The 25,380-nt window shown below is 72.4% G+C and carries 18 protein-coding genes and 1 pseudogene; 9 read left to right on the top strand and 10 right to left on the bottom strand.

What is annotated here, in order from left to right; translation table 11 throughout:
• Positions 1-164 precede the first annotated feature (164 nt).
• Together MKK70_RS30655 and MKK70_RS15095 are read right to left on the bottom strand one after the other, a co-directional pair.
• The gene (locus tag MKK70_RS30655) at positions 165-3,428 is read right to left on the bottom strand and encodes an autotransporter domain-containing protein (RefSeq protein WP_279603661.1); all 3,264 of its coding nucleotides are present in this window, start codon (positions 3,426-3,428) and stop codon (positions 165-167) included.
• A gap of 194 nt (positions 3,429-3,622) precedes the next feature.
• Entirely contained in the window at positions 3,623-4,603 is a 981-nt protein-coding gene (locus MKK70_RS15095; protein WP_147729042.1) for an NUDIX hydrolase, read from the bottom strand.
• 250 nt (positions 4,604-4,853) lie between these two features.
• Here MKK70_RS15095 and thiE point away from each other — a divergent pair, with 250 nt between their 5' ends.
• The 3 genes from thiE to MKK70_RS15080 all read left to right on the top strand — a co-directional run bounded on the left by thiE (position 4,854) and on the right by MKK70_RS15080 (position 7,138).
• On the top strand, positions 4,854-5,579 hold the full coding sequence (thiE, locus tag MKK70_RS15090) for a thiamine phosphate synthase (RefSeq protein ID WP_243935550.1): 726 nt from the start codon (positions 4,854-4,856) through the stop codon (positions 5,577-5,579).
• The gene (gene thiD, locus MKK70_RS15085; protein WP_243948702.1) at positions 5,576-6,388 is read left to right on the top strand and encodes a bifunctional hydroxymethylpyrimidine kinase/phosphomethylpyrimidine kinase; all 813 of its coding nucleotides are present in this window, start codon (positions 5,576-5,578) and stop codon (positions 6,386-6,388) included. The genes thiE and thiD overlap by 4 nt, the downstream gene beginning before the upstream one ends.
• A gap of 126 nt (positions 6,389-6,514) precedes the next feature.
• Positions 6,515-7,138, top strand: coding sequence for a helix-turn-helix domain-containing protein (locus MKK70_RS15080; RefSeq protein ID WP_243948700.1), 624 nt, complete (start codon positions 6,515-6,517; stop codon positions 7,136-7,138).
• A gap of 13 nt (positions 7,139-7,151) precedes the next feature.
• Here the strand turns inward: MKK70_RS15080 and MKK70_RS15075 are convergent, their stop codons facing one another.
• The 5 genes from MKK70_RS15075 to MKK70_RS15055 form a co-directional block, all read right to left on the bottom strand.
• Entirely contained in the window at positions 7,152-7,739 is a 588-nt protein-coding gene (locus tag MKK70_RS15075) for an ABC-type transport auxiliary lipoprotein family protein (RefSeq protein ID WP_243948698.1), read from the bottom strand.
• 121 nt (positions 7,740-7,860) lie between these two features.
• Complete coding sequence (locus MKK70_RS15070; protein WP_147729241.1) at positions 7,861-8,943, bottom strand: MlaD family protein; 1,083 nt, start codon at positions 8,941-8,943, stop codon at positions 7,861-7,863.
• A gap of 89 nt (positions 8,944-9,032) precedes the next feature.
• On the bottom strand, positions 9,033-9,842 hold the full coding sequence (locus MKK70_RS15065; RefSeq protein WP_243948696.1) for an ABC transporter ATP-binding protein: 810 nt from the start codon (positions 9,840-9,842) through the stop codon (positions 9,033-9,035).
• A gap of 25 nt (positions 9,843-9,867) precedes the next feature.
• Positions 9,868-10,968 (bottom strand): ABC transporter permease, encoded by a 1,101-nt coding sequence (locus MKK70_RS15060; protein WP_243948721.1) that lies wholly within the window; start codon positions 10,966-10,968, stop codon positions 9,868-9,870.
• Between the two features lie 111 nt (positions 10,969-11,079).
• Positions 11,080-12,303: an MFS transporter gene (locus MKK70_RS15055; RefSeq protein WP_243948694.1), complete on the bottom strand. Its 1,224-nt coding sequence runs from the start codon at positions 12,301-12,303 to the stop codon at positions 11,080-11,082.
• A gap of 151 nt (positions 12,304-12,454) precedes the next feature.
• Between MKK70_RS15055 and MKK70_RS15050 the strand changes: the two genes are divergently transcribed.
• From MKK70_RS15050 to MKK70_RS15040, 3 genes are all read left to right on the top strand, one after another.
• Entirely contained in the window at positions 12,455-13,468 is a 1,014-nt protein-coding gene (locus tag MKK70_RS15050; protein ID WP_243948692.1) for a hypothetical protein, read from the top strand.
• A 198-nt stretch (positions 13,469-13,666) separates the two neighbouring features.
• Positions 13,667-14,395 carry an AAA family ATPase gene (locus MKK70_RS15045; RefSeq protein ID WP_243948691.1) on the top strand — a complete coding sequence of 243 codons (729 nt, stop codon included), beginning with the start codon at positions 13,667-13,669 and terminating at the stop codon, positions 14,393-14,395.
• Between the two features lie 115 nt (positions 14,396-14,510).
• The gene (locus MKK70_RS15040; protein ID WP_147728889.1) at positions 14,511-14,951 is read left to right on the top strand and encodes a DUF1489 family protein; all 441 of its coding nucleotides are present in this window, start codon (positions 14,511-14,513) and stop codon (positions 14,949-14,951) included.
• 55 nt (positions 14,952-15,006) lie between these two features.
• Here the strand turns inward: MKK70_RS15040 and MKK70_RS15035 are convergent, their stop codons facing one another.
• Complete coding sequence (locus tag MKK70_RS15035) at positions 15,007-22,125, bottom strand: hypothetical protein (RefSeq protein WP_243948689.1); 7,119 nt, start codon at positions 22,123-22,125, stop codon at positions 15,007-15,009.
• Positions 22,126-22,397: 272 nt separating this feature from the next.
• On the opposite strand from MKK70_RS15035, the gene MKK70_RS15030 reads away from it, so the two are divergent.
• Entirely contained in the window at positions 22,398-22,712 is a 315-nt protein-coding gene (locus MKK70_RS15030; protein WP_243935539.1) for an Hpt domain-containing protein, read from the top strand.
• Between the two features lie 217 nt (positions 22,713-22,929).
• Entirely contained in the window at positions 22,930-23,250 is a 321-nt protein-coding gene (locus tag MKK70_RS15025) for a 2Fe-2S iron-sulfur cluster-binding protein (RefSeq protein WP_147726980.1), read from the top strand.
• A 10-nt stretch (positions 23,251-23,260) separates the two neighbouring features.
• Here MKK70_RS15025 and MKK70_RS15020 read toward each other — a convergent pair whose 3' ends face one another.
• A complete protein-coding gene (locus MKK70_RS15020) occupies positions 23,261-24,436 on the bottom strand; it encodes a vWA domain-containing protein (RefSeq protein ID WP_147843333.1) in 1,176 nt (391 codons plus the stop codon).
• Between the two features lie 246 nt (positions 24,437-24,682).
• Between MKK70_RS15020 and MKK70_RS15015 the strand changes: the two genes are divergently transcribed.
• Positions 24,683-25,099: a hypothetical protein gene (locus tag MKK70_RS15015; protein ID WP_243948687.1), complete on the top strand. Its 417-nt coding sequence runs from the start codon at positions 24,683-24,685 to the stop codon at positions 25,097-25,099.
• Between the two features lie 28 nt (positions 25,100-25,127).
• Here the strand turns inward: MKK70_RS15015 and MKK70_RS15010 are convergent.
• Positions 25,128-25,380: pseudogene (locus tag MKK70_RS15010) on the bottom strand (potassium transporter TrkA); the annotation flags it as partial.

Below are 25,380 nucleotides of genomic sequence, written 5' to 3'. Positions count from 1 at the left end.
CCCGGCCGGCGGGCTCCTTCGAGGCTACCGGTTCTCGGAAGCGTTCAGGATCGAGATGAGGGGTTGGATCGGCGCGCAGGGACATTGCGTGCGACGCAAAATCGCCGCGACCCGAGGGTCGCGGCGGTGGGAATTTGGCCCGATCGTGATGGGTCCGAAACAGCTCAGAACCGGTAGGTGAAGTTTCCCTTGACGGCGTGGTCCTCGGCGCGGGACCCGACCTGGCCGGTGTAGGCGATGCCGAGGGTGGCGGCGGCCGAGACCCGCAGGTCGAGGCCGGCTTCCGCCACGAGGGCGTCGCGGTCGATCGGGATGCCCGCGGTGAGGAAGGCCGGGCCGGTGGCGCCGAAGGCCAGCAGCGCCGTCGGCACCACGTCGCCGAAGGCCCGGCGGTAGCCGAGCAGGCCGTGGGCCGAGACCGGCGCGCCGAGGCCGAGATCGAAGCTCGTCTGCGCCCGTACGCCGGCGGTGGCCGCCCCGAGGTCGTAGTCGCGGGCGAACCCGGTCAGCGCGGCGATCCCGCCGGTCTCGGTGAAGCGGTCGCGGCCGATCGCGACGACGGCGCCCCCGACGAAGGGCTCGATGTAGGAGAGCGCCACCGGGACCGGGGCGGCGTCCTGGCCGACGGGCGGCGCGGCGCCGCCCAGGAAGAGCTTGTAGCCGATCTCGCCGAAGCCCTGGATCGTCGAGCCGCCGGTGCGGGCGCTCGGCGTGTCGGCGAAGCCGGCGAACGCCACCGTCCGGGTCAGGCGCGCCGCGTTGTCGGCGTAGACGGCGCCCAGCCGCAGCGAGACCGGCCCGCGCTCGTAGCCGCCGTAGAGGCCGCCGAAGCCGCTCTCGATCGAGCCCGATTGCAGGCGCCCGGCCGTGTCGAGGCTGGTCGCGGTGTAGCCGCCGGCCACGCCGAGGCGGAAGCCGCCCGCGACGCGGACATCGGCGCCGAGCACGAAGCCCGAGGTCTGGCGCGACAGGCTCGCCGCGTTGCCGTCGCTGCGGGCCTGCCCGAAGCTGCCGAAGCCCTGTCCCCAGAGCCCGAACACCCGCGGGTCGAGGGTGCGGACGGCGACCGGCACCGGCGCGGCGCGGCGACCGGGCAGGTCGGCGGCGTAGGCGGCCGGCAGGCGTCCGTAATCGGCGCCCTCCGCGAAGCCGGGGGGGGCGCCCCAGCGCATCCGGTCCAGGATCGCCTCGCGGACGAAGAACGCGGTCTCGAACTCGGTCGAGATCGCGCTGGCATGGATGTCCCCGGTCAGCGCCCGGAAGGCTCCGACCGCCTCGGGCGTCGTCAGCCCGATGGTGCGGTCGTAGGCGCCGGTGCCGGGACCCCCGGCCTGGATCGCGTTGGCGACCGCGCCCTGGTTGCGGGTCTGCGCGATCGTCGCGAACGCGATATCGTTGCGGGTCAGTGTGAGGTCGACCTCGTTGGCCTGGTAGCGCAGCGTCGGGGTGAGGAAGGCGAAGTTCGCGGTCACGCCCGCGAACTGCCCGGCCACGCCGCCGCCGGCGGTGAGGATCGCGTACTGCGTGCGCGGATCGTAGGTGCCGGCCGCCGCGAGCACCTGCACGGTGCCGCCAGCGAGCGTCGCCGTGCCGGCGACCGCGAGCCGGTCGGACTGGCCGGCGGCGTTGGTCTCGACCTGAAACACCGAGCCGGCCGCGAACGCGGCGTTGCCCGCGACGGTGAGCGTGCCGATGGAGTTGCCCGGCGCCACCGTGCCGCCCGAAAGCGCGCTGATGCCGCCGACCGTGCCGGTGCCGCCGAGCAGGCCACCGTCGTTGACCGTGGCGAGGCCGGCGATCGTGCCGTTGGCGTAGAGCGCGCCGCCGTTGCCGACCGCGACGTTCGTCGCCAGCGCGTCGGCGGCATCCATCCGCAGGGTGCCGGCGACGTTCCCGAAGTAGCCGGCGGCCGAGTACAGGTCGAGACGGCTCCAGTAGCTCAGCGCCGTGCCGTAGAAGGCGGCGAGCGCGTTGGTCTCGGTGCTGACGAGGATCTGGTTGATCGTGCCGGTCTGCAGGTTGCCGTAGAGGCCGCCGTTCGGCGCGACCGTCCTGGCGGCGGTCGTGCTGCCGCCGTAGAGCGGCGCCAGCAGGATCGAGGCGTCGGGGCCGTTGACGGGCGCCGTCTCGCGCGGCGCCTGGGCGAAGGTCAGGGTCGGCAGGCCGTAGGTCAGGCGGGACTGGTACAGCGCCTGGTTGGCGGCGGAGGGCACGTACGGGTTGCTCGCGGTGTTGGCGGCACTCGCCGCGCAGGCCGCGACGGTGTTCCCGCACTGCACCGCCTCGTAGGCCTGCAGCTCCGCCGCGGCCCGGGTGAACAGGCCCGGCATGTTGATCGCCGTGCCCGTCGTCGCGGCGTTGTTGATGTAGGCCGGGTTGGTGAAGGTCTGGGCGAAGTCGTAGGCCGAGAAGGCGCGCGAGGCGATGATGTCGAGCGGATAGTGCACGCCGAGCACGATGCGGTCGTTGGCGTAGTCCGAGGCGCGCAGCAGCATGTTCTGGTACTGCTGCGGCACCAGCATCGCGAGCAGGTAGCCGTCGGTATAGGCGTACTGGGTGTGCCCGCTCGGGAAGGACGGGTTGGTGGCGATGCCGCTCAGCGCCGTCGGGTCGAACACGTTGTAGCGGCTCGCGGCGACCTGGATCGGCCGCGAGGAGCCGTAGACGTCCTGGCCCGCTTGCGTGTTGCGGACGCCGTAGGCGAGGTCGAGGACGCTGTCGAAGCGGTTGGGCAGCGTGCCGGTCGTCCCGGCCGCCCCGGCGGGCGAGCCGGCGGGGATCGTGTAGGGACCGGTGGGCAGGGTGTAGCCGGCCGGCGCCACCGCCGGGATCGGCGGCGCGTTGCCGGAGGGCGCGGTGCTCGGGTTGTTCGCTGCCCCGTTCGCGAAGTAGCTCTTCGCCACGCCGAGGTTGGCGCTGAGCACCGTGTAGGCCTGATTCAGGAGGTTGAAGGTGTTGGTGAGCGGCCCGCTCGTCGCGGTGCTCGCCCGGATGCCGGTCTGGTAGATCGCGCCGAGCTGCGGCCCGAGCCCGCCCACGGGCTGGTAGGGGTTGAGGCCGCCCGCGCTCTGCGCCGCCTGCAGCGGCAGCCCGCCCGCGAGGTTGTCGCCCGGCCCGAGATTGACCCGCGTCCCGTCGAGGAGGGTGATCGTCGTCGCAAAGGCGGCGCTTCCGGGCAGCGCCTTGTCGCTGATCGCCCGCTGCTGGTCGGCGACCGAGGCGCCCTGGTTCTGGGCGATGGCCTGCGAGAGGTTGAGCTGCAACGTCTGCTGCCCGACCGCCGTTCCGTTCAGCGAGAGGAACGGCGCGAGCAGGTTCAGCACGTTGACGTTGGCCGGCGTCGTGTTCGCGGTCTGCGCCTGGACGGCTGCCGGCCCATAGGCCGCGACGACCACCGCGGCGATCGAGACACCCTGCTTGAAGTCCATGATTCGTCCCCTCGTGCCGATCTTCGGCGTTCGGAGAGCAGAACTAGCGAAGTCTACGTCGGAGTCTTCGTCATAATCCAGTCATAATATTGAGAAGTACGCGGGGTTGCTGAAAAGCAACAAGTACTATCCTGTGGTGGCTAAATACCTCGGCCCGGAACACGGCGTCTCGAGGATGACTTTGCCGGCTCGCATCACTGCGACCGGCGCGACGGCGTCAGGCGCAGGCCGGGGGCGGGGCGCTCGAGCAGGACCTCACGGCGAAAGCGGACCAGGCGCGCCGGCCGCCCGGCGGTGCCGCTGGTGACGCCCTCGGTCTCCTCCACCAGCCCCTGCTGCGCCACCAGCCGGCGGAAGTTCTGCTTGTGGAGCTGCGTTCCCGACAGAGCCTCGACGGTGCGCTGAAGCTGGAGCAGCGTGAAGTGCGGCGGCATCAGCTCGAACACCACCGGGCGATACTTGATCTTGCCGCGCAGGCGTCCGATCGCGGTGGCGAGCACCCGGCGATGGTCGAACGCCATCGGCACTCCCGTCGGGTCGCCGGGGCGCGCGGGCCCGGCATTGCCGGCGGCTTCCGGGATCAGCCCCGCCTCGAACAGCAGCTCGTAGCGTTCCAGCACGCGCTCCTCGTTCCAGGTCGCGCCGTTGAGGCCGAAGGTGAGGCCGAGGCGGTCCGCGCGCGAGCGCCGGAGCTTGGCATCGGTCGGCGCGCCGGCCCAGGCCAGCAGCTCGGCCTCGATCGCATCGAGCTCGGGCGGCCGGCCCTTCCGGAAATCCTCGTAGGGCAGGTAGCGGTACCAGTTGCGCCAGGCCGCCTCGGCCAGGCCCGCCGGGCGCTCCTCGCGCACGAGGGCGAGGTAGGCCACCGACAGGGTGTGGACGCCTGCCCTGGCGTCGGCTTGCCGGTCGCGGTCGCCGAAGGTGTAGAGCTGCTCGACGTAGCCCAAGCGCTGGTGGGTCTGGCGCTCGACCCAGGCGCGCAGGCCGCGCTCCAGGGTGGCATGCTCCGACACGAGCGGCCCGGCCGGCAGCCCGTCGCCGCGTCCCGCGGCCTGGTCGGCCACCTGGACGGTCAGCGCGCGCGGCTCGCCCTCGGTGGCGGCGATGATCGCCGCGGCGAGCCCCACGGAGGAGGGGCTGGGCACCGTCCCGGCCGCGCGCAAGTCCGCCGACATCGTCTTTCCCGTCGCCCTGTCCATCGCATGACCCGCCGCCTGAGGCCGAGCGGTCGTCGATGGAGCGGCCGCGCATCGACCTGTCGTTGCTTAAGCCGCAAACGGCCGCAATCCGTCAACGCGGCGTCGACATTCCGGCGGGGATGGCGCCCTCTTGCCTCCGAGGCCGAAAGCGCTTGCTAAGCGGCTCTGCGGTGGCCAGACAGGGCCGAACGCGCCGGGACGACAGCCGGTCGTGAGGAGGCGGGCGATGCAGGCGGGCGGCAGCCTCGGAAACGCGACGACCGGCCGCGCGTCCGGTCCGACGGTCGACCTGCGCCTCTACGGTCTCCTCGACGTCGGCGTCTGCGGCGACGACGGGCCTCGCCTCGCCGACATGGCGGCGGCGGCGGTCGCCGGAGGCTGCACCCTGTTCCAGTATCGCGAGAAGGACATCGCCGACGCCCGAGCCGCGCTCGCCCGCATCCGCGCGATCCATGCGGCCCTCGCCGGCCGCGCGCCGCTGCTGGTCAACGACCGGGTCGACCTCGCGCTGGCCGCGGGTTGCGAGGGCGTGCATCTCGGCCAGTCGGATCTGCACCCGGCCGATGCCCGCCGGCTGCTCGGCGACCGGGCGATCGTCGGGTTGACGCTGAAGACCGGCGCGCAGGCCGACGAGCTCTATCGGCTGCCGGTGGATTACGCCTGCATCGGCGGCGTCTTCGCCACGACCAGCAAGGACAACCCGGATCCACCGGTCGGCCTCGACGGGTTCGCGCGGATCGCGTTCCGCGCCAGGCTCGCCCGCGGCACCGCGGTGCCGGTCGGCGCGATCGCCGGCATCGACGCGAGCAACGCCGCCGCGGTGATCGCCGCCGGCGCCGACGGGATCGCGGTGATCTCGGCCCTGTTCGGGGCGGAGGCGGTCGAGGGCCGGGCGCGCGACCTGCGGGCGCGGGTCGACGCGGCGCTGGCCGAACGAGGAGCTGCCCGATGACGCCGATCGCGCTGACCATCGCAGGATCGGATTCGGGCGGCGGCGCCGGGATCCAGGCCGATCTGAAGACCTTCTCCGCGCTCGGCGTCTACGGCGCCAGCGCGATCACGGCGCTGACCGCGCAGAACACGCGCGGCGTCCAGGGCATCCACGACGTGCCCGCCGACTTCGTCGCCGCGCAGATCGACAGCGTCTTCTCCGACCTCGCCGTGACGGCGGTGAAGATCGGGATGCTGTCGCAGCCGGCGGTGATCGAGGCCGTGGCTGCGGCGCTCGAGCGCCACGCCATCCCGCGGCGCATCCCGGTGGTGCTCGATCCGGTGATGGTCGCCACCAGCGGCGACCGGTTGATCTCGGACGACGCGGTGATGCTGCTGCGCAGCCGCCTGATGCCGCTCGCCGACCTGATCACCCCGAACCTGCCCGAGGCGGCGAGCCTTCTCGACGAGGCACCGGCAGCCGACGAGAACGGCGCGGCCGCGCAGGCTAGGCGCCTCGTCGCGGCGGGCGCCCACGGCGTGCTGATCAAGGGCGGCCATGCCGCGGGCGACGAGAGCGTCGACCATCTGCTGACCTCGGAGGGGCTGGTGCGGCGCTTCTCGGGCGCACGCCACCCGACGCGCAACACCCACGGCACCGGCTGCACCCTGTCGGCCGCCGTCGCCGCCGGCCTCGCGAAGGGCCTCGGCCTCGAGGCGGCGGTCCGGGCCGCCAAGGCCTACGTCGCCGCCGCGATCGCCGCCGCCGACGACCTCGCGATCGGCGAGGGGCATGGGCCGGTCCACCACTTCTTCGCGATCTGGGCCTGAACGCCGAACCGGCACGCTGCGGCATCCGCGCCGGTCGCCTTGCATCCGCGGGGGGATTGCGTTTGTAGTAGCGCACGTTCGTTCCGATAAACGGAACGCGATGGCGGAATGCGGATGGCTTCGGCGATGCAGGAACAGGCGGAACGGCCGGGTCGGGGCCGGGACATGCTGAGCGGAGCGGCCGTGCTGTCGGGACAGCTCGGCAAGACGATCCAGCGCCTGCGCAAGGCCTACAACCTCTCGCTGTCGGAGCTCGCCGAGCAATCCGGCGTCGCCAAGTCGATCATCAGCCAGATCGAACGCAACGAGACCAACCCGACGCTGGCGACGATCTGGCGCCTGTCGCAGGCGCTCGACGTCTCGATCGAGCGGGTGCTGGCGGCCAACGACGAGGAGCCCTTCATCGAGAAGTCCTCGCGCGCCGACACGCCGATCCTCGTCTCCGAGGACGGCAAGGTGCGGCTGGCGATCATCGGCTGGGTCAAGACCATCGAGTGGCTGCAATGGTACGAGGTCTCGGCCGACCCGGGCGGGGTGCTCGATTCCGATCCGCACCAGCGCGGCTCGGTCGAATCGCTCTCGATCTCGGAGGGCTGCTTCGAGGTCGACATCGGTGGCGTCGTTCAGCGCGCGCGCGCCGGCGAGACCCTTCGCTACCGCTGCGACCGCCAGCACGTCGTCCGCTGCACCGGCGACGTGCCGGGCCGCGCGACGATGGTGGTGATCATGAAGGCGGCGGTGATGGAGTGAGCGGCCCGGGCGCTCAGCGCCCGCCGTTCACCCAGCGCACCAGGTCCGCGAGCACGGTGCCGAGCGCCTGGTCGAGCGCCCGCGCGCCGTTGCCGGCATCGACCGCGGTGACGGGCACGCGCGCCGTGAAGATCCGGGCCGCGACCACCTTTCCGGTGCCGTCGGCGACCAGCTTGGTCGAGATGTCCACCACCGCCTCGCCGGTGCCGGCCGCGATGTCGAAGGCGCGGATCTCGGAGATGAGCTGGTAGTCGGCCACGACCTTGTCGCCGGGGCGCGAGACCGAGCGCAGGCGGCCGGCATTCTCCAGGCTCTGGATGATCCGGGTCTGGATCAGGCGCGGCAGGCGATCGGCCCATTGGCCGCCGCCGAGGAACGAAAGCGAGCCGCCGGCCTCGCGCACGATGATCCGATCGGCCTCGAACGGCTGGATGCCCACCGGCTCCGCGACCACGATCGCGCGCGCGCTCGCGGCCGGGCGGCCGGCGGCAGGCAGCGCCATGAGGTCGAAGGTCAGCGGCGCGGCGCCCCCGCCGCAGCCGCCGAGGATTGGGGCGACGAGCGAGGCGACCAGGGCCAGACCGGTAACGGGACGGAGCATACGCGATACCTGAACGTTCCCGGCCGGGTGGCCGGGAACGGATGAAGCTGTGCCGTTCAAACTATTCGGCCGCATGAAATGTGCCGTGCGGCGAGGCACATCGACCCGGAACGACGCGACTTCAGCGGCCACCGTTGTATTCCGGCAACGACGGCTTGCCGCCGAAGATCACCTGCGAGGGGTCCCGTTCCAACGTCCGGACCGTGCGGTTCAGGGTGTTGAGCGTGCGTTGCCCGTCGGTCGACAGGGCCTCGACCTCGCGTCGGCCGGTGCCGCTGAGCCGCCCGAAGCTCGTGGCGATGTTGGCGGTGCGCTTGTCGAGGTTCTCGGACAGGGTCCGGAACGCCTTGCCGGCGTCGCGCACCGAGATCGCGGCCTCGCGCACCTGCGTGAAAGTGCTGGCGCCGGCCTCGCCCGAGGCGGATCCGAGGAAGCCCTCGGCGCCCTTCAGCACGGCGTCGATCCGGTCGGCCGAGGCGTTAAGCTTGCCCGCCAGCGACCGGGCGTCGTGCAGGCCGGCCTCGATGTCCGGGCTCGACGTCGCGAGCGCGCTCGAGAACCGGTCGGCGTTGTCGATCACGCGGTTGAGCTTGCTGCCGTCCACCGCCTTCACCAGGCTCGAGACGGCGGGCCCGGCCTCGGCCAGCGTCTTCGAGAAGCTCTCGACGTTGGCGAGCGTGCGGGTGATCGCGCCCTCGTTGCCGGCGACCAGCTTGTCGAGGCGCTGGAGCACGTCGTCGGCCCGCTGCGCGATCTGCTTGGCGGCGGCCATCATGTCCTGGATGTCGGACGAGTCGGCGAAGATCGTCGGCATCTCGCCGTTCGTGCCCGGCGCCAGCGCCGGCGCGTCGGCGTTGCCGCCGTTGAGCGCGATCACCGAGACGCCGGTCAGCATCGCCGAATCGAGGCGCGCGCGGGTGTCGGCGCGCAGGGGCGTCGAGGGGGCCACCTTGATTTCGGCGATGACCCGGCGCGGATCCTGCGGCAGCAGGTGGACGTCCGTCACCTCGCCGACCTTGATGCCGTTGAAGGTCACGCTCGACCCGCGCGACAGCCCGCCGACGCTGCCCGAGAACACGACGCGCACCGCTTGGCTCACTTGCCGCGACGAGCCGCCCGACAGCCACAGCACGAAGCCGAAGCCGACCAGGATCACCCCGAGGGTGAAGGCGCCGATGAGGGCGAAGTTCGCACGGGTCTCCATGATCTCAGGCCTTCCGCCAAGCTGTGGCATTCGTGCGGTGCGCGGGCGCACCCGCGCGGCGCGCCGGCATCCGCCCCCGGTGCGAGCGGTCACGCATGGGCGGGGACGCCCGTCCGCATCGGCGCCGCCGGGACGATCGCGCGGGCACGCTTGCCGTGGAAGTACGAGCGCAGCCACGGGTGGTCGTGCGCCAGCATCTCGTCGATCGTGCCGGCGGCGATGATCTGTCCGTCGCCGAGCGCCGCGATGCGGTCGCATGCGGTGTAGAGGCTGTCGAGGTCGTGCGTCACCATGAAGACGGTGAGGCCCAGGGTCTGCTTGAGGGTCGCGACCAGCTCGTCGAACTCGCCGGCGCCGATCGGGTCGAGGCCCGAGGTCGGCTCGTCGAGGAACAGGATCTCGGGGTCGAGCGCGAGCGAGCGGGCCAGCGCCGCGCGCTTGATCATGCCGCCCGACAGTTCCGAGGGCAGCTTGTCGGCGGCATCCGGCTTGAGGCCGACCATCTCGATCTTGAGGCGCGCGAACTCGTCGAGCAGGCGCTCGGACAGGTTCAGGTGCTCGCGCATCGGCATCTGGATGTTCTGCTTCACGGTGAGCGCCGAGAACAGCGCGCCCTGCTGGAACAGCACGCCCCAGCGCTGCTCAACGCCGCGGCGCTCGGCGATGGTGAGGCCGTCCATGTCCTGGCCGAACACCTCGATGGTGCCCGAGCGCTTGGCCACGAGGCCGAGGATCGTGCGGGTCAGGACCGACTTGCCCTGGCCCGACGGGCCGACGAAGCCGAGGATCTCGCCGCGGCGGATGTCGAGGTTCAGGCCCTTCAGGATGGTGCGGTCGCGAAAGCCGACGACGAGGTCGCGGACGCGGATGATCGGTTCGGGTTTGGTCGTCTCGGGCATGGCGTCTGGGTTTCGCAACGGATCCTCAGAAATCGATCGCCGCGAAGAACACCGCGAACAACCCGTCGAGGACGATCACCATGAAGATGGATTTGACGACTGAGGCGGTGACGTGGCGCCCAAGCGATTCCGCCGAGCCCTCCACGGCGAACCCCTCGATCGTCGCGATGATGCCGATGATCAGCGCCATGAACGGCGCCTTGATCAGCCCGACGAGGACGTGGTGGACGCCGACCGCCGCCTGCAGCCGCGCCAGGAACTGCTCCAGCGTGAGCCCGCCATAGGCCATCGCCGTGAGGCCGCCGCCGGTCAGCGCCGCGAGCGCCGCGATCAGCGTCAGCATCGGCAGCCCGACGACGAGGGCGAGGATGCGCGGAACGATCAGGATCTCGATCGGGTCGAGCCCCATCACGCGCAGGGCGTCGACCTCCTCGCGCATCCGCATCGAGCCGATCTCGGCGGTGAAGGCCGAGCCGGAGCGTCCGGCCACCATGATCGAGGTGAGCAGCACGCCGAGCTCGCGCAGGATCAGGAGCCCGATCAGGTTGACGACGAAGGCCGCCGCCCCGAAGCGCTGGAGCTGGAAGATGCCCTGCTGCGCGACGATGCCGCCGACGAGGAACGAGATCAGGAAGATGATCGGCACGCCGCGGAAGGCGACCTGCTCGATCTGGTTGACGAAGGCCCGGCCGCGGAAGGTCGACGGACGCGACGCCACGCGCAGGCACGCGGCGATCACCTCGCCGAGGAAGGCGAGCCCCGTGATCAGGTCGTGCCCGCCGCGGACCACGCGGCGGCCGAGGCCGTCGAGCATCGCGAAGATTCGGCCCTGGCGGACGGGAGCGGCCGGCTCGGGATCGCGCAGGTGCATCTCGCCGAGCAGGATGCGGTGCTCAGGCCGCACGCCGGCATAGCTCAGGCGCCCGCCGGCCGCCTCGATCTCGCCGCGGGTCCGCTCCAGCACCCAGGCGCCGAGCGTGTCGAGGCGCGCGACGGCGCTCAGGTCGACCATCACGGGGCGGCTCCTGGCCTCGGCGGCGATCCGCGCGGCGGCGATCTCGACCGCGCCGCCCTGGTCGGCCGTCCAGCGCCCGTCGAGCGCGACGTGTCCGTCGCCCGGCGCGATGGTCGCGCCGGCGGGCTGCCGGTCGAGTCGATGCGTCGGCGTGGTGTCGTTGGCCTGCACGAAGCCTGTGTCCCTCGATCGGCGCCGGTCTGCCTGCGCGATATGTTCAGATTAGGGTTGACGGTCCGTATCGTGCCGCACCGCAACCGGAGGCTGCCCGGTGGCAGGGACCCGGGCCGCGGCCCGGCTCGCGGCGGCCGCGGTCAGGGCGAGGCCCGCGACCGCGAGCGGCGCCATCGCCAGGAAGACGAGGGGCCCGCCCGCCCGGTAGGCAAAGCCGCTGAGCAGCGTGGCGCCGGCCGCCGCCGTCGCGTTCGCGGCGCTGAGCGTGCCCTGCGCCCGGCCGCGGGCGCCGTCCGGGGCGAAGGCGGAGACGGCGGCCATTGCCCCGAGCTGCGTCGCGCCGAAGGTCAGCCCGTGCAGGGCCTGGAGGCCGACGAGCGCGGGCAAGGTGTCGCCGAGGGCGTACATCCCCACGGCGCGAACCAGCGCCGCCCCGCCGCCGAGGGCGAGATAGCGGAACGGCGTGCGCCACGCGGCCGGCAGGCGGGCGACGCAAGCGAACAGCACGATCTCGGCGACGACCCCGACGCCCCAGAGCGCGCCGACCGTCGCGGTCGAGAAGCCGTGCGCGGTCCAGTGGATGCTGCCGAAGGCGTAGATCGCCGCGTGGCTCGCCTGGATCGCGGCGGCGGCGGCGACGCAGAGCTTGAGGCGCAGCGGCAGCCGTGGACGAAGCCCCTCCGCGTGCTCCGGCGCCGGCGCGGCGACCGAGCGGCTGGTGAAGGCCACCACGCTCGCGATCAGCGCCAGCCCTGTGAGCAGCAGCGGCACCGCGAGGGTTTCGCCCATCGCCGTGAGCAGCGCCCCGCCGGCGAGGTTGGCGATGAGGAACGCCACCGAGCCCGACATCCGGATCCGCGCGTAGTCGAGCCGCGGCTGCCGGCGGATGGCGGCGAGGGTGAGGTAGTCGACGCTCGGAACCAGCGGCGCGCCGGCGACCGCGTTGAGCAGCACGAGGAGCGCCAGCGCCGGCCAGCCGATCCCGGCGCCGGCCGGCATCAGGGCGTAGGTCGCCGCCAGGGCGAGGCTGCCCGTCAGCAGCAGCGCCCGGGCGCCGACGCCGCGATCGATCAGGCTCATCAGCGGTGCGGTGGCGACGATGCGCGTGGCGATCGGCAGGGCGAGCAGTAGCCCGATCACCGAGGCGTCGAGGCCGAGCGCGGCGAGCCAGACCGGCATGAACGGCATCGCGATGCCGATCTCGACGAAGACCACCGCGTAGAGGAGCGACAGGCGGAAACGGCTGGGCTCGAGAGTCGGGGACGCGGCCAAGGTCTCGGATCGATGCGAGGTGGATCGGGACGGGAGCGGCCACCGTAAGCCGCCGTTAAACCGATCCTGTCAAATTGCGCTCTTGCCAGAGTTGCGCCGGAGCCGGGTCTCGTCCCACCGCGCGAGGCTATCGCCTTCGAGGACGCGTATCATGTCCGGTTCCCACTCGCTGACGGCCTTCGAGCCGACCGAGTACGAGGCCATCGAGGCGACCATGAGCGGGAGCGCCCGCGGGCGCTGGTTCCTCGCGGAGTATGCCCGCCGCAACCGCAGCGCCGACACGAACGTGCTGCTCGACGCGATCGCGCGGCTCGAATCCGCGGTCACGGACGGGCACGGCCCGGACGCGGTCAGCCATTTCCGCGGCGACATCATGGAGATGGCGAGCGCGATCAGCCGGACCAAGGCCGAGATCGCGGCGATCACCGATCCTGATCACGACCAGACCCGCCTCGGCATCGCCTCGGAGGCGCTGGACGCGATCGTCCAGGCGACCGAGCGGGCGACCACCGACATCCTCACCGCCGCCGAGCAGGTTCAGGAAAGCGCGTGGTCGCTGCGCGAGCACGGCATCGACGAGGCGGCCTGCGACGCCCTCGACCGCTACGCGACGCAGATCTACACCGCCTGCTCGTTCCAGGACCTCACGGCGCAGCGCACGAGCCGGATCGTGCAGACCTTGCGCTATCTCGAGGAACGCCTGATCGCGATGATGGCGATCTGGGGCGATGCCGGCGCTCCGGTCCCGCCGGCGCCGGGCTACGCGACCTCGCGCCCGGCCCGCGAATCGCGGCCCGAGGACCTCGATCAGAGCGACGTCGACCGCTATCTCGGCATGGACGCGCCGGCGGTGATCGCCGCCGCGCATGCGGCTCTCCGCGCGATCGAACCCGGTGCGGTGCCGCTCCACGACGACATCGTGTTCCTGCCCTCGGCGCCCGAGCCCGAGTCGGCCGCGGAGGCGTCGGACGTCGAGGCCGAGCTGGATTGGGCCGACGATTTCGAGGCGCAGATCGCCTCCGAGGACGACGCCCTCGAGTTCCGGGCTGCCGACGCGAGCCCCTCCGACGTCAGCGCCGAATCGCATCCGCCCGCGGAACGTGCGCTCAGCTTCGCCGAGATCGATGCGCTCAGCGTCGAGGAGAAGCTGGCGCTGTTCTGCTAGGGCTCCGCCGTGCGAGCGCGAGACCGCCCTCCGATCCGGGACCGCGCCTGCACCGGCGAACCACGGCGGGGCGACGCGTTCCCCGAACCTCGGGATCGCGCCTCGCGCCGCTTGCGCCCCCCGTGAGATCGCCGCCCCTATGGGCCAGAGGGGCGAAGCGACGGAGGACGGGCGTTGCCGAGGTATCGGAACAAGTCGTTGCCGCCGCCGTACCTGAAGCGGGTCTGGCTGCCCGACGACGCGGTCTACGATCGCGACGCCTATCCCTACTGCCTTCCGCTGTTCCGGGAGGGCGGGTTCGAGCTCGCGTTCGATCGTCCGGTGACCATCATCGCCGGCGAGAACGGGGTCGGGAAATCCACCCTGCTGGAGGGCATCGCGGTCCTCGCCGGGTTCGACGAGAGCGGTGGCGGCGCGGGCTACCGCGCCGTCGACAACGCCCGGGCGCCCGAGACCGGCGGCGGCGACCTCGCGCGCGTGCTCCGGGCGAGCTGGCTGCCGAAGGTCGGTCGCGGCTGGTTCTTCCGGGCGGAGAGCTTCTTCTCCGTCGCCCGCTACCTCGACGAGGTCGGCAGCCCCAGCGCGGATTTCCTGTCCTACTCGCATGGCGAGGGCTTCATCCGGTTCTTCGAGGAACGCTGCGCGAAGCCCGGGATCTTCCTCTTCGACGAGCCCGAATCCGCCCTGTCGCCGAACCGACAATTCGACTTCCTCAGGCTCTTGAAGCGCATGGAGGCGGGCAACCAGACCCAGGTGCTGATCGTCACGCATTCGCCGATCATCATGGCCCATCCCGGCGCACGGCTGCTGCGGATGAGCCGGCACGGCCTCGAGCCCGTCGCCCTTCAGGACACCGAGCATTTCCGGATCCTGCGGCAGTTCGTGAGCGATCCCGAGGGCATGATCGAGGCGATGACCGACGCGTAGAGACGATCGCGCGGCCGGAACCTGTAGCCAGGACGAAGGGTCGCGCGTTCGCCGCAATGATCCGGCGTTACACCCTCCGCGCATCGCCCGGCGCCTGCGAGAGACCGACGACATCGTGGCCCTTCACCTGCTCAAGCTCTGCGTCGGCCCCGCCTCGATCGACGAGTTGGAGGCGCGTCAATCCCGGTTCCGCGACGAGGCGTTGCGGCTCGGTGCCGATCCGGCGCCCGTCCACACCACGCGGATGGTCCCGAAGCGGCGGGCCGAGATCGCCGGGCACGGCTCGATCTACTGGGTGATCAAGGGCACGCTGAGCTGCCGCCAGGCGATCACCGCGATCGACCTCGTCACCGGCGACGACGGCATCGGCCGCTGCCGCCTCGTCCTCGATCCGGCGATCGTTGCGGTGACGCCGCGGCCGTGCCGACCGTTCCAGGGCTGGCGCTACCTGACCCAGCGCGATGCGCCGGGGGACCTCGGCATCGGCGCCGCCGCCGACCTCGCCGCCATGCCCGAGGCCCTGCGCCGCGAGCTGGTCGGTCTCGGGCTCCTGTGATCGGACAAACGAGGGGCGGCCCCGATGGAGCCGCCCTTCTCGCGTCTTGCAGGCGTCAGGCGCCCTCGAACCGCCCGCTCGCATGGGCGAGCATCGTGTAGACCTTGCCGGTCTCGGAGGTCAGGTAGGCGTCGGCGCGGGCCGCGTCGCGGTCGTTGCGGGCCACGTCGCCGAGCAGGCGCTCGAACTCGCTGACGTAGCGGTCGACGGTGCGGCGGAACTCGGCGTCGGCACGGTAGCGGCGCTGCATCTCCAGGAAGGTCTGCTTGCCCTGCGGCGTGTAGATCTTGATGTCGAACAGGTTCGGCTCGCCGCGACGATAACGCTCCCAAAGGTCGACCGCCGTGCGGTGGTCGATCATCCGCGCGATATCGGCCGAGATCGTCTCCAGGGCGATCCGACCGGTCTCCACCGCGGCCTTCGACGTGGCAGCGGCAGGGACGGGGGGCTCGGTGGCGCCGGCTTCGTCCTCGTCGTCGAGCGAGGCCCGCGTCAGCAGATCGGACAGCCAGCCGCGCTTGTCGCCGGAGGCCGGGCTTGCCGTCGGGCGGACCGGGGACGCGGGACGCGCGGCCGGGGTCTCGGCCCGTGCCGTCGCCACGGGCCGCGCCGGGGCGGCCGGGGCCGCCGGCCGGGCGGGAGCCGCCGCGGGAGGCGTCCGCGCCGCTGCCGGGGCGGAGGTCGCGGCGGGCGACGGCTGCGCCGGAGCCGGGCGGGAAGCCGGAGCGGCACGACCGCCGGCCTCCGCCGTCCGCCGCTGCTCGGCCGCCTGCGGCTGAACCACGTCGACCGCACGGTTCGAGCGGGCGACGAGGGCCGAGAGCTCGTTCAGCGCCTTGATCTGATCGGAGACCACGCGGCGCATCTCGCCGGTGGCGTCCTGGGTCTCCTGCGGCAGCTCCAGCACGCCGCGGGCGAGGTCGGCGCGGGTGGCGTCGAGCTCGGTCCGGATCGCCCCTGCCATCTCGCGCATGCCGGCGACCGATTCGCCGAAGCGGGTCTGTGCCTCCGCGAAAACGGTGCGCATCTCGGCCGAGGCGGCGGCGATGGCGGCGCGGACGGACTCGGCGGTCTTCTCGCCCTCCGCGTCGGCTCCGGTCCGGAGGCCGTCGAAGGCCTCCGAGACACGGGCGCCGGCGGCGCCGGCCGACTGCGTGAGGCTTGCGCCGACGGCGCGAGCGCGCTCCTCGGCGGCGCGCAGAGAACGCTCGATCGCCTCGGCGAAGGCCGCGGTCTGGCTCTCCAACGAAGCCGAGCGCTCCTGCAGGCCGGCCAGAGCCGTCTCCATCGCTTCCTCGCGGCCCGACAGGCTGGCGGCGAGCCGGCCCTCGACGCCCTCGAGCGACCCGGCGGCGCGGCCGAGCTCGGCCACATGGGTACGGGACTGCTCGGCCAGGGCGCGGCTGCGGCCGTCGAGGGCCTCGGCCAGGCTCGTGGCCTCGCGCACGGCCCCTTCGGCGACGCCGCGCAGGGCCTCGACCTGGGCCGAGACGCCCTCGCTCGCCGTCCCGGTCTGCGCCGCGACCTCCTGCAGCGCCTCCTGGATCTGCTGGACGCGGTTGGCGAGGCTGCCCTCGATCGCACCGAGATTGGCATCGGCACCGGCGACGAGATCCATGAGGGCCGCGTTCGCCGCCTCGATCCGGGCGACCACGCTGCCGAGGTCGCGCCGCAGGCGGTCGTTGACCTCGGACAGGCCTGCGATGGAGCGGGCCGCACCGTTCTCGACCGCGGCGCGCAGCGCTTCGGCCGATTCGCGCGATTGCAGGGTCAGCGCCTCGGTGCGCTCGCGCAGCGCCTCGATCAGGGGCTCGCCGGTCTCGGCGAGCGCCCGCTCGATCGCGGTGCCGCGCTCGGCCAGGGCGCCGGAGAGCTGCAGCACCGGTCCGTCGATCACCGCCCGCAGGCGGTCGATATGGCCCTTCATGGTGTCCGCGACCGTGCGGCCGGTCCCGTCGACGCGCTCGACCAGGGCGCCGCCGCCCTCCTCGATGCCGCGGACGATGGTCTCGGCGCTCTGCGCGAGGCGGCGTGCCAGGGCCTCGCCGCGGGAATCCACCAGCGTGCCGAGCGCGTCGGCGCGGCGTTCGAAGCCGGCGGACAGGGCCTCGGTCCGCTCGTCGAGCAGCGCCGCCATCGCGGCGTTGCGCTCGTCGAGGGTCGCCCCGAGCGCCGCCGTGTGGGCGTCGGCCAAAGCCGCGTGGCTGCGGGCGCGCTCGTCGAGCGCTGCCACGAGGGACGCCATCCGCTCCTCGACGAGGCCGGCGAAGGCGTCATGACGGTCGTCGAAGGCCGTGGCGAGCGCGTCGCCGCGCGAGGCCACCAGGGTGGCGAAGGTCTTCATCCGGCTGTCGATGCGCTGGGTGAAGGCCTCGCTGCGGCCGTCGACGCTGACGGTGAGGGCCGTGCCCTGCGCCTCGACGGTCTTGGCGAAGGCATCGGTCCGGGCCTGCAGCAGGTCGGCGAGGTCGGCCATCCGGGCGTCAAAGGCCTCGGTGATCGCCCGGGTGCGGGCCTCGACGTCGCCGCCCAGGGCCGAGGTGCGGCTTTCGAGCAGGTGCTCGATCGTGCCGGTCGCCTCGTCGAAGAGGGCGCGCAGGCCGTCGGTGCGGGCCGCGACCATCCGGGCGAAGTGCTCTGCACGATCCTCGACGGCGCTGCCCAGCGCGTGGCCGCTCTCGTCGAACAGGGAGCGCAGGGTCTGCGTCCGGGTGTCGACGGTCTCGGCTAGCTGACGGCCGCGGCTCTCGACCAGGCCTTCGAGGGCGTCGTGCGCTTCGGCGAAGGCGGTGCGCAGGGCGGACGTGCGCTCGTCCAGCGCCTCGGTGAGCTGGCGCTCGCGGGCGTCGACGAGCTGCGCCAGCGCGGCCGGCGCCTCGTCGAACACCGCGCGCAGCGTCGCGACGCGGGCGTCCACGTTCGTGGCCAGGTGATCGCCGCGGCCTTCGACCACCGCATCGAGGGCGGCGTGCGCCTGCTCGAACAGGGCGCGCAGCATCTGCGCCCGGGCGTCCACGGTCTTGGCGAACTGCGTCCCGCGGCCGTCGACGAGGTCCGCCAGCGCATGCAGGCGCTCGTCGAACAGGGTTCCCATCGCCTGTGTCCGGTCGTCGAGGGTGCTCGTGGCGTGGCCGAGCGTGGTCGCGATGGTCTCGACCAGCTCGCGGCCGCGGCTTTCGAGGGCGTCGTGGAGCGGGCCCATGCGGCCGTCGAGGCTCGACGACAGGGTCGTGGCGTGCTCGTCAAGCAGGAGGCGGATCTGGTTTGTGCGGGCGTCGAGCAGGTCGTGGACCGTGCGCACGCCCTCGTCGAGCAGGCCGCTGATGTCCGAGGTGCGGGACGAGAGGGTGCGCCCGAGGCGCCCCTCGCCGTCGCCCAGCATGCGCTCCGCGTCGGCGATGGTCTGCTGCAGCTTGGCCAGCACGCTCTCGCCGCGCTGGTCGATGACCTCGCCGAGCGAGGTGCCGCCGCGGTCGAACAGGCGGGCCAGCTCGGTGATGCGGCCGCCGATGGCGCCGAACACCATGCGGCCCTTCTCGTCGAGCTCGTTCGACATCGCGGCGGTGCGCTCGTCGATGAGCTGGCCGAGCAGGTCCGAGCGCTCGGCGAAGGCGCGCCGTACCGTCTCGGTCTGGGTCGCGAGCGCCGCGTCGGCGCTGGTCGCCCGCTCCTCGATCAGGGCGACGAGTTCCTGGACGCGGCCGGCGAGCGCGGCGTCGATGCCGCCGGTCCGCTCCTCGATCGCGCGGGTGAGGTCGGCGACGCGTGCGGCCATCGCCGCGTCGATGCCGCTGGTGCGGCTCTCGATCGTCTCCACGAGGTCGCGGGTCCGGCTGCCGAGTTCCTCGTCGACCGCGCGGGTGCGGCTCTCGATCAGGCGGATCGCCTCGAAGGCCTGGGCACCGAAGCGCTCGTCGACCAGGCGGCTGCGCTCTTCCAGCGCCGCGCCGATCGCCTCGAGGCGGCCGAGCACGCCGGTGTCGAACCGTCCGGCCCCCTCGTCGAGGCGGCGGGCGATCTCCTCGCTGCGGAGCGCGAGGGCGTCGCTGATGGCGACCGCGCGGGACGCGATGTCCTGGCCCAGGCCCTCGGTCCGGCTGTCCAGCGCCTGCACGAGGTCGCGGCTGCCCTCGGCCATGATCCGCGCCATCTCGCCGGTGCGGCCGACCAGGGCCTCGCTCAGCGCCGTCGCGCGGGTGCCGAGATGCCCGTCGATGTGGGTAATGAGGTTTGCGAAGGTCTCGCCGATCTCGCTGGAGCGCTTCGCCGAGCGCTCTTCCAGCGCGCCGAGATGGGTCTCGACCGCGTCCTGCGCGTCGCGGGTGCGTTCGGCGATGGATTCGGCGACCGCCTTGCCCTTCACGGAGATGATCCGGTCCATCTCGGCCAGGCTGCCACCCATGGTCTCGCCGAGCGTGCTCGTGTCGCGGGAGATCTTGTCGGCGAGGATGTCGCCGCGGGCGATGATGTCCTGCAGGGCGGCGAGCCGGCTGCCGATGGTTTCGTCGATCGCCTTGACCCGCACGTCGGCGGTCTCGCCGAAGCTGGCGCCGCTCTGGTGGAGGGCGTCGGCGACGCGCGCGCCCTGCGTCGCGACCGCGAGGACGATGTCGCGTCCGGTCCCGGCGATCCGCGCCTGGGTCTCCTCGGCATGGCTGGCGAGGAGGTCGGTGACGCCGCGGCCGTGCTCGCCGAAGGCCGCCTCGATCGTGCGCATCCGGGCGGACAGCTCCTCGGCGACCTGATCGGCGGCGCGGGCGATGGCGCCTGTGGTCTCGTTCGAGCGCGTCGCGAATTCGGCGTTGAGCGAGCCCATCGCGGTGCGCAGGGCCTCGATCGCCGCCTCGGCGCGGCTGCCGAGCTCGCCCCCGGTCTCCTCCGAGGCGGCGCGGATCCGGCCGAGCAGGCCGGTCATGTGCGTCTCGACGGCACCCGTCACCTCGCCGGAGGTCGCGCGCAGCGCGTCCATCGCGGCGTCGACGCGGGCGGCCATCTCGGCGGTCTGGGTCGCGGTGGCGCCGTGCGCGGCGGTCGCCGCAAGGCCGATCGCCTCGGCGGCCTCGGCGCTGCGGGCCGCGAGGTCGGCGGCGGTGTCGGCCAGGCGACGCTCGAAGATCTGAACGGCCTCGACGGTGCGGGCCTCGAGCTCGCCGGTGGCGCCGGCGGCCGAGCGGCGCATCGCCTGCGCCGCCTCGGCACCGGTCGCGCCGATCGAGACCGTGGTCTCCTCCGCCGAGCGTCGGAAGCTGTCCACGGCCTCGGCGGTGCGCGCCGCGATCTCGGCCGAGAGGGTCGCGATGGTCTCGCGGAGCGAACCGGTGGCGCCCGAGGCGCCGTGGGCGAAGGTGTCGCCGAGGTTGGCGAAGGCGGCCTCCAGGCTGGAGGCGGCCTCCTGCGAGCGCTGGGCCACGAGGCTGCCGGCGCGCTCGCCCGCCGCGTCGAGGCGGGTCTCCAGGTCGCCGCCGTGGAGGGTGATGGTCTCGTGCAGGCGCCCGGCGATCGCCTCGATGCGGTCGGCGACGCCGCCGCCGCCGGTGGTGACCGCCTCCGCGACCCGCTCGGCGGTGCCGACGAGGTCGTCGCGGACGGCGGCGGCGCGCGACGCGAAGGTCTCGATGACCCCCGCGGCGGCGAGCGCCAGCCCGGCCTGGGCGTCGCGGCCGCGCGCCTCGATCGACGCGGCGACGCCGTCGCCGGCGGTCTCGATCTCGGTGCGGAGGGCGGCGCCGCGGCCGGCGATGTCGTCGGACAGGGCGGTGCCGGTGGCGGCGAAGTGCGCGCGCAGGGCGTCGCCGGTCTCGGCGAAGCGGGCGGTGATCTCGCCGCCGGTCTGGGTGAAGCGCTCGGCGAGCGCATCGCCGCGGCTGAGGAACGTGGTCTCCAGGCTTCCCGCCGAGCGCTCGAAGCTCTCGCGCACCGTCGCGCCCTGGCGGTCGAGGGCGTCGATCACGCCGGCACCGGTCTCGGCGAGCGAGCGTGCGACCTGGCTGGCGTTCTCGGCCAGCCGCTCGGTCAGCGCGCCGCCGGTGCTCTCGAACACCCGGGTCACGTCGGCCGCGCGGGTCTCGAACGACCGCGTCAGCGTCTCGCCGACCTCGGCGATCGAGCCGCGCACGCCTTCGCTGGTGGCGGCGAGCCGCGCGATCAGCTCGTCGCCGCGTCCCGACATCACGCCGACGACGCGGTCGCCGGCCTCGCCCAGCGACGTCGTGATGGCGTCGCCGCGCGCGTCGAGAGCGCCGGTGACGCGCTCGCCGGCGCCGGTCATCGCCGTGACGATACGCTCGGCCGCGCCCTCCAGCTCCTGCGTCAGGCTCTGGTGCGAGCCGGTGATCGCGCCACGCACGCGCTCGGCGTTGGCGACGATGGACTCGCGCTGCGCCACGAGCTCGTCGACCAGGGAGCGGATGCGGATCTCGTTGTCGGAATAGGCGCGTTCCAGGGTCGCGATCTCGCCGCGGACCAGGGTTTCAAGCTCGCCGGCCCGGGCCAGGGCCCGCTCGACGCCGTCGCCGACCGCCGCGACCTCGCGGCGGACGGTCTGCGACATCGTCAGCACCGCGTCGGTGGAGAAGCTCTCGGGCTCGGCCAGGCGGATCGCGACCTCTCCGACGGCGCGCGCCACGAGGCGCATCTCCTGGGCCCGCACGGCCAGCATGCCGGTGATCAGGAACAGCACCACCGGCCCGACCAGCGCGGCGGCGCCGACCGTGGCCTGCAGCGCGGTGAGGCCGGTCAGAAATCCCTTCAGGTCGCCGCCGGACTGGTTCCAGGCCAGCAGCGCGAGCCCGTTGACCCAGAGGAACGCCGCCAGCGCGGCCAGAATGTAGGGAGTCCGCGCCGGGCGCACGCGCAGCGTCTGCTGCAGGATTCCGATGTTGCGCCGGTCGTCGTTGGCCACCAGCGAGCGGTCGGGCGGAAGCAGGCCGCCTTCGCGATGCGCGCGCTCCCGGCCGGGCGGCGGCACGTCGGAGGCGAGCGGCGGATCGAGGTCGAGGCGCGGCGGGCTCAGGCGCCCGCCCTGCTCCTGCAGCGGGTCGCCGTCGCCGACATCGGGCAGGCGCGGCTCGGTCCGGGTCTCGGCCTCGGGCGTCAGGACCTCGAGGTTCAGCGCCTGCTCGATCGCAGAGAGCGCCGCCTCGGCCGGGTCCTTCAGCTTCTTTTCGGTGGCCATGCAACGCCTCGTTACGCGATCTCGCGACCGCCGGCGAGAGCCGGTGGCGGAGACACAACTACCCGTTTACCAAGTCAATTTAGACCCCGCCGGTCCCCCCGGATACCCGATCGGGGACCCCGCTTCGGAATTCCTTAACGGAATGGTTACCAAGGCGGAGCGGACCTGGCGGACAGGCCGCCAACCCATGATGCAGCAAGGATGATCCGGTGGCGACCGCTTTGCGGCGCGCCCTGTGGACAGCCGGGATGCAGATCCGAGGAAGCCCGACCGTGGACGCCATCGACCGTGCGCATCTCGACGCACAGACGTTCGGAGACGCGGATCTGGCCGCCGAGCTCCTCGGCCTGTTCGCGGAGCAGTGCCTGCGGATCCTGCCGCGCCTGTCCGATGCGGCGCTGCCGGGGCAGGACCGTGCCGATCTCGCCCACACCCTGAAGGGTTCCGCCGCCTCGGTCGGCGCCGGGCGCGTGCGCGATCTCGCCGCCGCCGCCGAGTCGGCGCTGCGCGGGGGCGGCGACGGCGCAGACGCGGTGGCCGCCCTCGGACCGGCGGTCGCGGCCGTGCTCGCGGAGATCGCCGGCTGATCCTGAGCGGTCGACATCTGCGGCATAAGCGGTTCGGGTTGCAGGGGAGGGGAACACGCCGCGGCTTGCCGCGTAGCTTGCAGCGACAAAACCATCCCTCAGGTGTCCGCCGACGCGTCACAACGTTCGCGTGCTTGCAATCCGCGTCATGCCCCGCCAAGCAGGCCCGGCGCTCGCCGGACATTTGCCCGCCCGATCCACGAGCCCGGAGTTACGGATGCCCAAGATCACCTACGTCGATCATGCCGGAACGGCGAGGACCGTCGAGGGCAGCGTCGGCGCCACCGTCATGGAGACGGCGTTGCGCAACAACGTGCCGGGGATCGACGCGGAGTGCGGCGGCGCCTGCGCCTGCGCCACCTGCCACGTCTACGTGGCCGACGATTGGGCCGAGGCGGTCGGGCCGGCCGAGGACATGGAGCAGGACATGCTCGATTTTGCCTCCGACGTGAAGGCGACGTCCCGGCTCTCGTGCCAGATCCGCATCAAGCCCGAGTTCGACGGGCTCACGGTGACGACGCCGGCCCGCCAGGGCTGAGCGATCGGGTTCAACGCAGCAGCGCCCGCATCGCCCCGTCGAGGCCTTCCAGCGTCAGCGGGAACATGCGGTCGGAGAACAGCCGCCGCATCATCGCGATCGATTGCGTGTAGCCCCATTGCGGCGCCGGCACCGGGTTGAGCCACACCGCCTTCGGGAAGTGCGCGAGTACCCGTTGCACCCAGGCCGCGCCGGGCTCCTCGTTCCAGTGCTCCACCGATCCGCCGGGCGCCGCGATCTCGTAGGGGCTCATCGAGGCGTCGCCGACGAACACCACCCGGTAGTCCGACGGATAGGTGCGGATCACGTCGACGAGCGGCGTCGCCGCGTCGTGGCGGCGGCGGTTCTCGGTCCACACCGCCTCGTAGGGGCAGTTGTGGAAGTAGAAGTGCGCGAAGTGCTTGAACTCCGAGCGCGCGGCCGAGAACAGCTCCTCGACCTGCTCGACGTGCCAATCCATCGAGCCCCCGACGTCGAGAAACAGCAGCACCTTCACCGCGTTGCGCCGCTCCGGCCGCAGGCGCACGTCGATGTAGCCCTGGCGGGCGCTCTCGCGGATCGTGCCGTCGAGGTCGAGCTCGTCGGCCGCCCCGGTGCGGGCGAAGCGGCGCAGCCGCCGCAGGGCCAGCCGCATCGTGCGGGTCCCGAGCTCGACGGTGTCGTCGAGATCCTTGAACTCGCGCTTGTCCCAGACCTTCACCGCGCGGAAGTTGCGGTTGCCGTCCTGGCCGATGCGGATGCCCTCCGGGTTGTAGCCGTAGGCGCCGAAGGGCGAGGTGCCGCCGGTGCCGATCCACTTGGAGCCGCCCTGGTGTCGCTCCTTCTGCTCGGCGAGCCGCTGCTTCAGGGTCTCGAACAGCTTGTCCCAGCCGAGCGCCTTCATCTCCGCCTTCTCGGCATCGGTGAGGTACTTTTCGGCGAGCTTGCGCAGCCATTCCTCCGGAATCGCGGTGGGCGCCACAGCCTCGCCGACGGTTTCCAGGCCCTTGAAGACCGACCCGAACACCCGGTCGAACCGGTCGAGATGGCCCTCATCCTTCACCAGGGCCGTACGGGCGAGAAAGTAGAACTCCTCGACCCGCTTCTCGGCGAGGTCGCGCTCGAGCGCGCCCAGCAGGACCAGGTACTCGCGCAGGGAGACGGGGACGCGCGCCTCGCGCAGCGCTGTGAAGAACTGAAGCAGCATCGCTCGATAACGCGCCGCGGCGGGCATCGGGTCAAGCGCCGGTCGCGATCACCTGAAGGGCGGTGCGGCGGGACGATGGGCTCCGGCAGGCCAGGATTCCTGGGTACAAGTCCTCATTCCTGTTGATATCCCGTCGAGTCGGGCTCGCACGGTCACGCAAACAGTCATCGGAATCGATCATCTCGGATGCATCGAGTCCAGCCGGGCGTGGCGAGAGTCAACATGCCCGGAATCAGGAGGTCTGCGATGGCAGTCATCCTACGCAACATGTCCGATTTCAAGCGGTTTCTCGGGAAGCCGGGCGCGATGATTCAGGTCGTTCGCAACACCTTCATGGATCGCCAGCCCGAGGCGGCCCGCGCGGCCTACCGCGACAAGGGCATGTACCTGCCGCGCACGGTCCAGGCGATCTCGCGAAAGGCGGCGGTGTTCGCGCTGAAGGGGCATCCGGGAACGGTCTGGCTGTACTGGGACAAGGGCGCCCGCGGCTGGCGCTTCAACGGCGACACGGTGACGGTGCCGCTCTCGATGGGGCTCGGACCGCCCGACGAGATCGTCTACCGCTGCGGCTTCGCAGAGGGGCTCGAGCCGGCCCGCGCGGTCCGGGCGGCCAAGCCGGAGGCGCGCGACTGGCACGGCGAGGCGATGCCGAACCTGATCTGACCGCAGGCGCGCGGCGTCCGCGCCCGGCTCAGGCGCGCCGCACCACCGGAGCGGGCTCGTCCTTGGGAGGCGCCTCGCGCGGCGCCTCGTGCGCCTTGCCGACGGTGCGTCGCGCCCGGAAGACCGGGCGGGTGTCGGTCTCCTTGCGCTTGAGCATCGCGCGGTACTCGTCGCGGCGCTCGTGGATCGAGGCGATGACGAGGCCCATCGGCACGCCGACATCCACCAGCACCGCCTCCGACAGCTGAAGCGAGGCCTCGATCGTCTCCGGCACCGCGTCG

This window comes from Methylobacterium sp. E-041 (assembly GCF_022829665.1).
Classification (GTDB): Bacteria; Pseudomonadota; Alphaproteobacteria; order Rhizobiales; family Beijerinckiaceae; genus Methylobacterium.
The sequence above is the reverse complement of the archived record's forward strand: the minus strand, read 5'-3'. Positions and strand labels throughout refer to the sequence as shown.

Excerpts from the sequence above, each read along its gene's own strand:
- MKK70_RS30655 (WP_279603661.1), bottom strand. The coding sequence starts at position 3,428 with ATGGACTTCAAGCAGGGTGTCTCGATCGCCGCGGTGGTCGTCGCGGCC.
- MKK70_RS15095 (WP_147729042.1), bottom strand. The coding sequence starts at position 4,603 with ATGTCGGCGGACTTGCGCGCGGCCGGGACGGTGCCCAGCCCCTCCTCC.
- thiE (WP_243935550.1), top strand. The coding sequence starts at position 4,854 with ATGCAGGCGGGCGGCAGCCTCGGAAACGCGACGACCGGCCGCGCGTCC.
- thiD (WP_243948702.1), top strand. The coding sequence starts at position 5,576 with ATGACGCCGATCGCGCTGACCATCGCAGGATCGGATTCGGGCGGCGGC.
- MKK70_RS15080 (WP_243948700.1), top strand. The coding sequence starts at position 6,515 with ATGCAGGAACAGGCGGAACGGCCGGGTCGGGGCCGGGACATGCTGAGC.
- MKK70_RS15075 (WP_243948698.1), bottom strand. The coding sequence starts at position 7,739 with ATGCTCCGTCCCGTTACCGGTCTGGCCCTGGTCGCCTCGCTCGTCGCC.
- MKK70_RS15070 (WP_147729241.1), bottom strand. The coding sequence starts at position 8,943 with ATGGAGACCCGTGCGAACTTCGCCCTCATCGGCGCCTTCACCCTCGGG.
- MKK70_RS15065 (WP_243948696.1), bottom strand. The coding sequence starts at position 9,842 with ATGCCCGAGACGACCAAACCCGAACCGATCATCCGCGTCCGCGACCTC.
- MKK70_RS15050 (WP_243948692.1), top strand. The coding sequence starts at position 12,455 with ATGTCCGGTTCCCACTCGCTGACGGCCTTCGAGCCGACCGAGTACGAG.
- MKK70_RS15035 (WP_243948689.1), bottom strand. The coding sequence starts at position 22,125 with ATGGCCACCGAAAAGAAGCTGAAGGACCCGGCCGAGGCGGCGCTCTCT.
- MKK70_RS15025 (WP_147726980.1), top strand. The coding sequence starts at position 22,930 with ATGCCCAAGATCACCTACGTCGATCATGCCGGAACGGCGAGGACCGTC.
- MKK70_RS15020 (WP_147843333.1), bottom strand. The coding sequence starts at position 24,436 with ATGCTGCTTCAGTTCTTCACAGCGCTGCGCGAGGCGCGCGTCCCCGTC.
- MKK70_RS15015 (WP_243948687.1), top strand. The coding sequence starts at position 24,683 with ATGGCAGTCATCCTACGCAACATGTCCGATTTCAAGCGGTTTCTCGGG.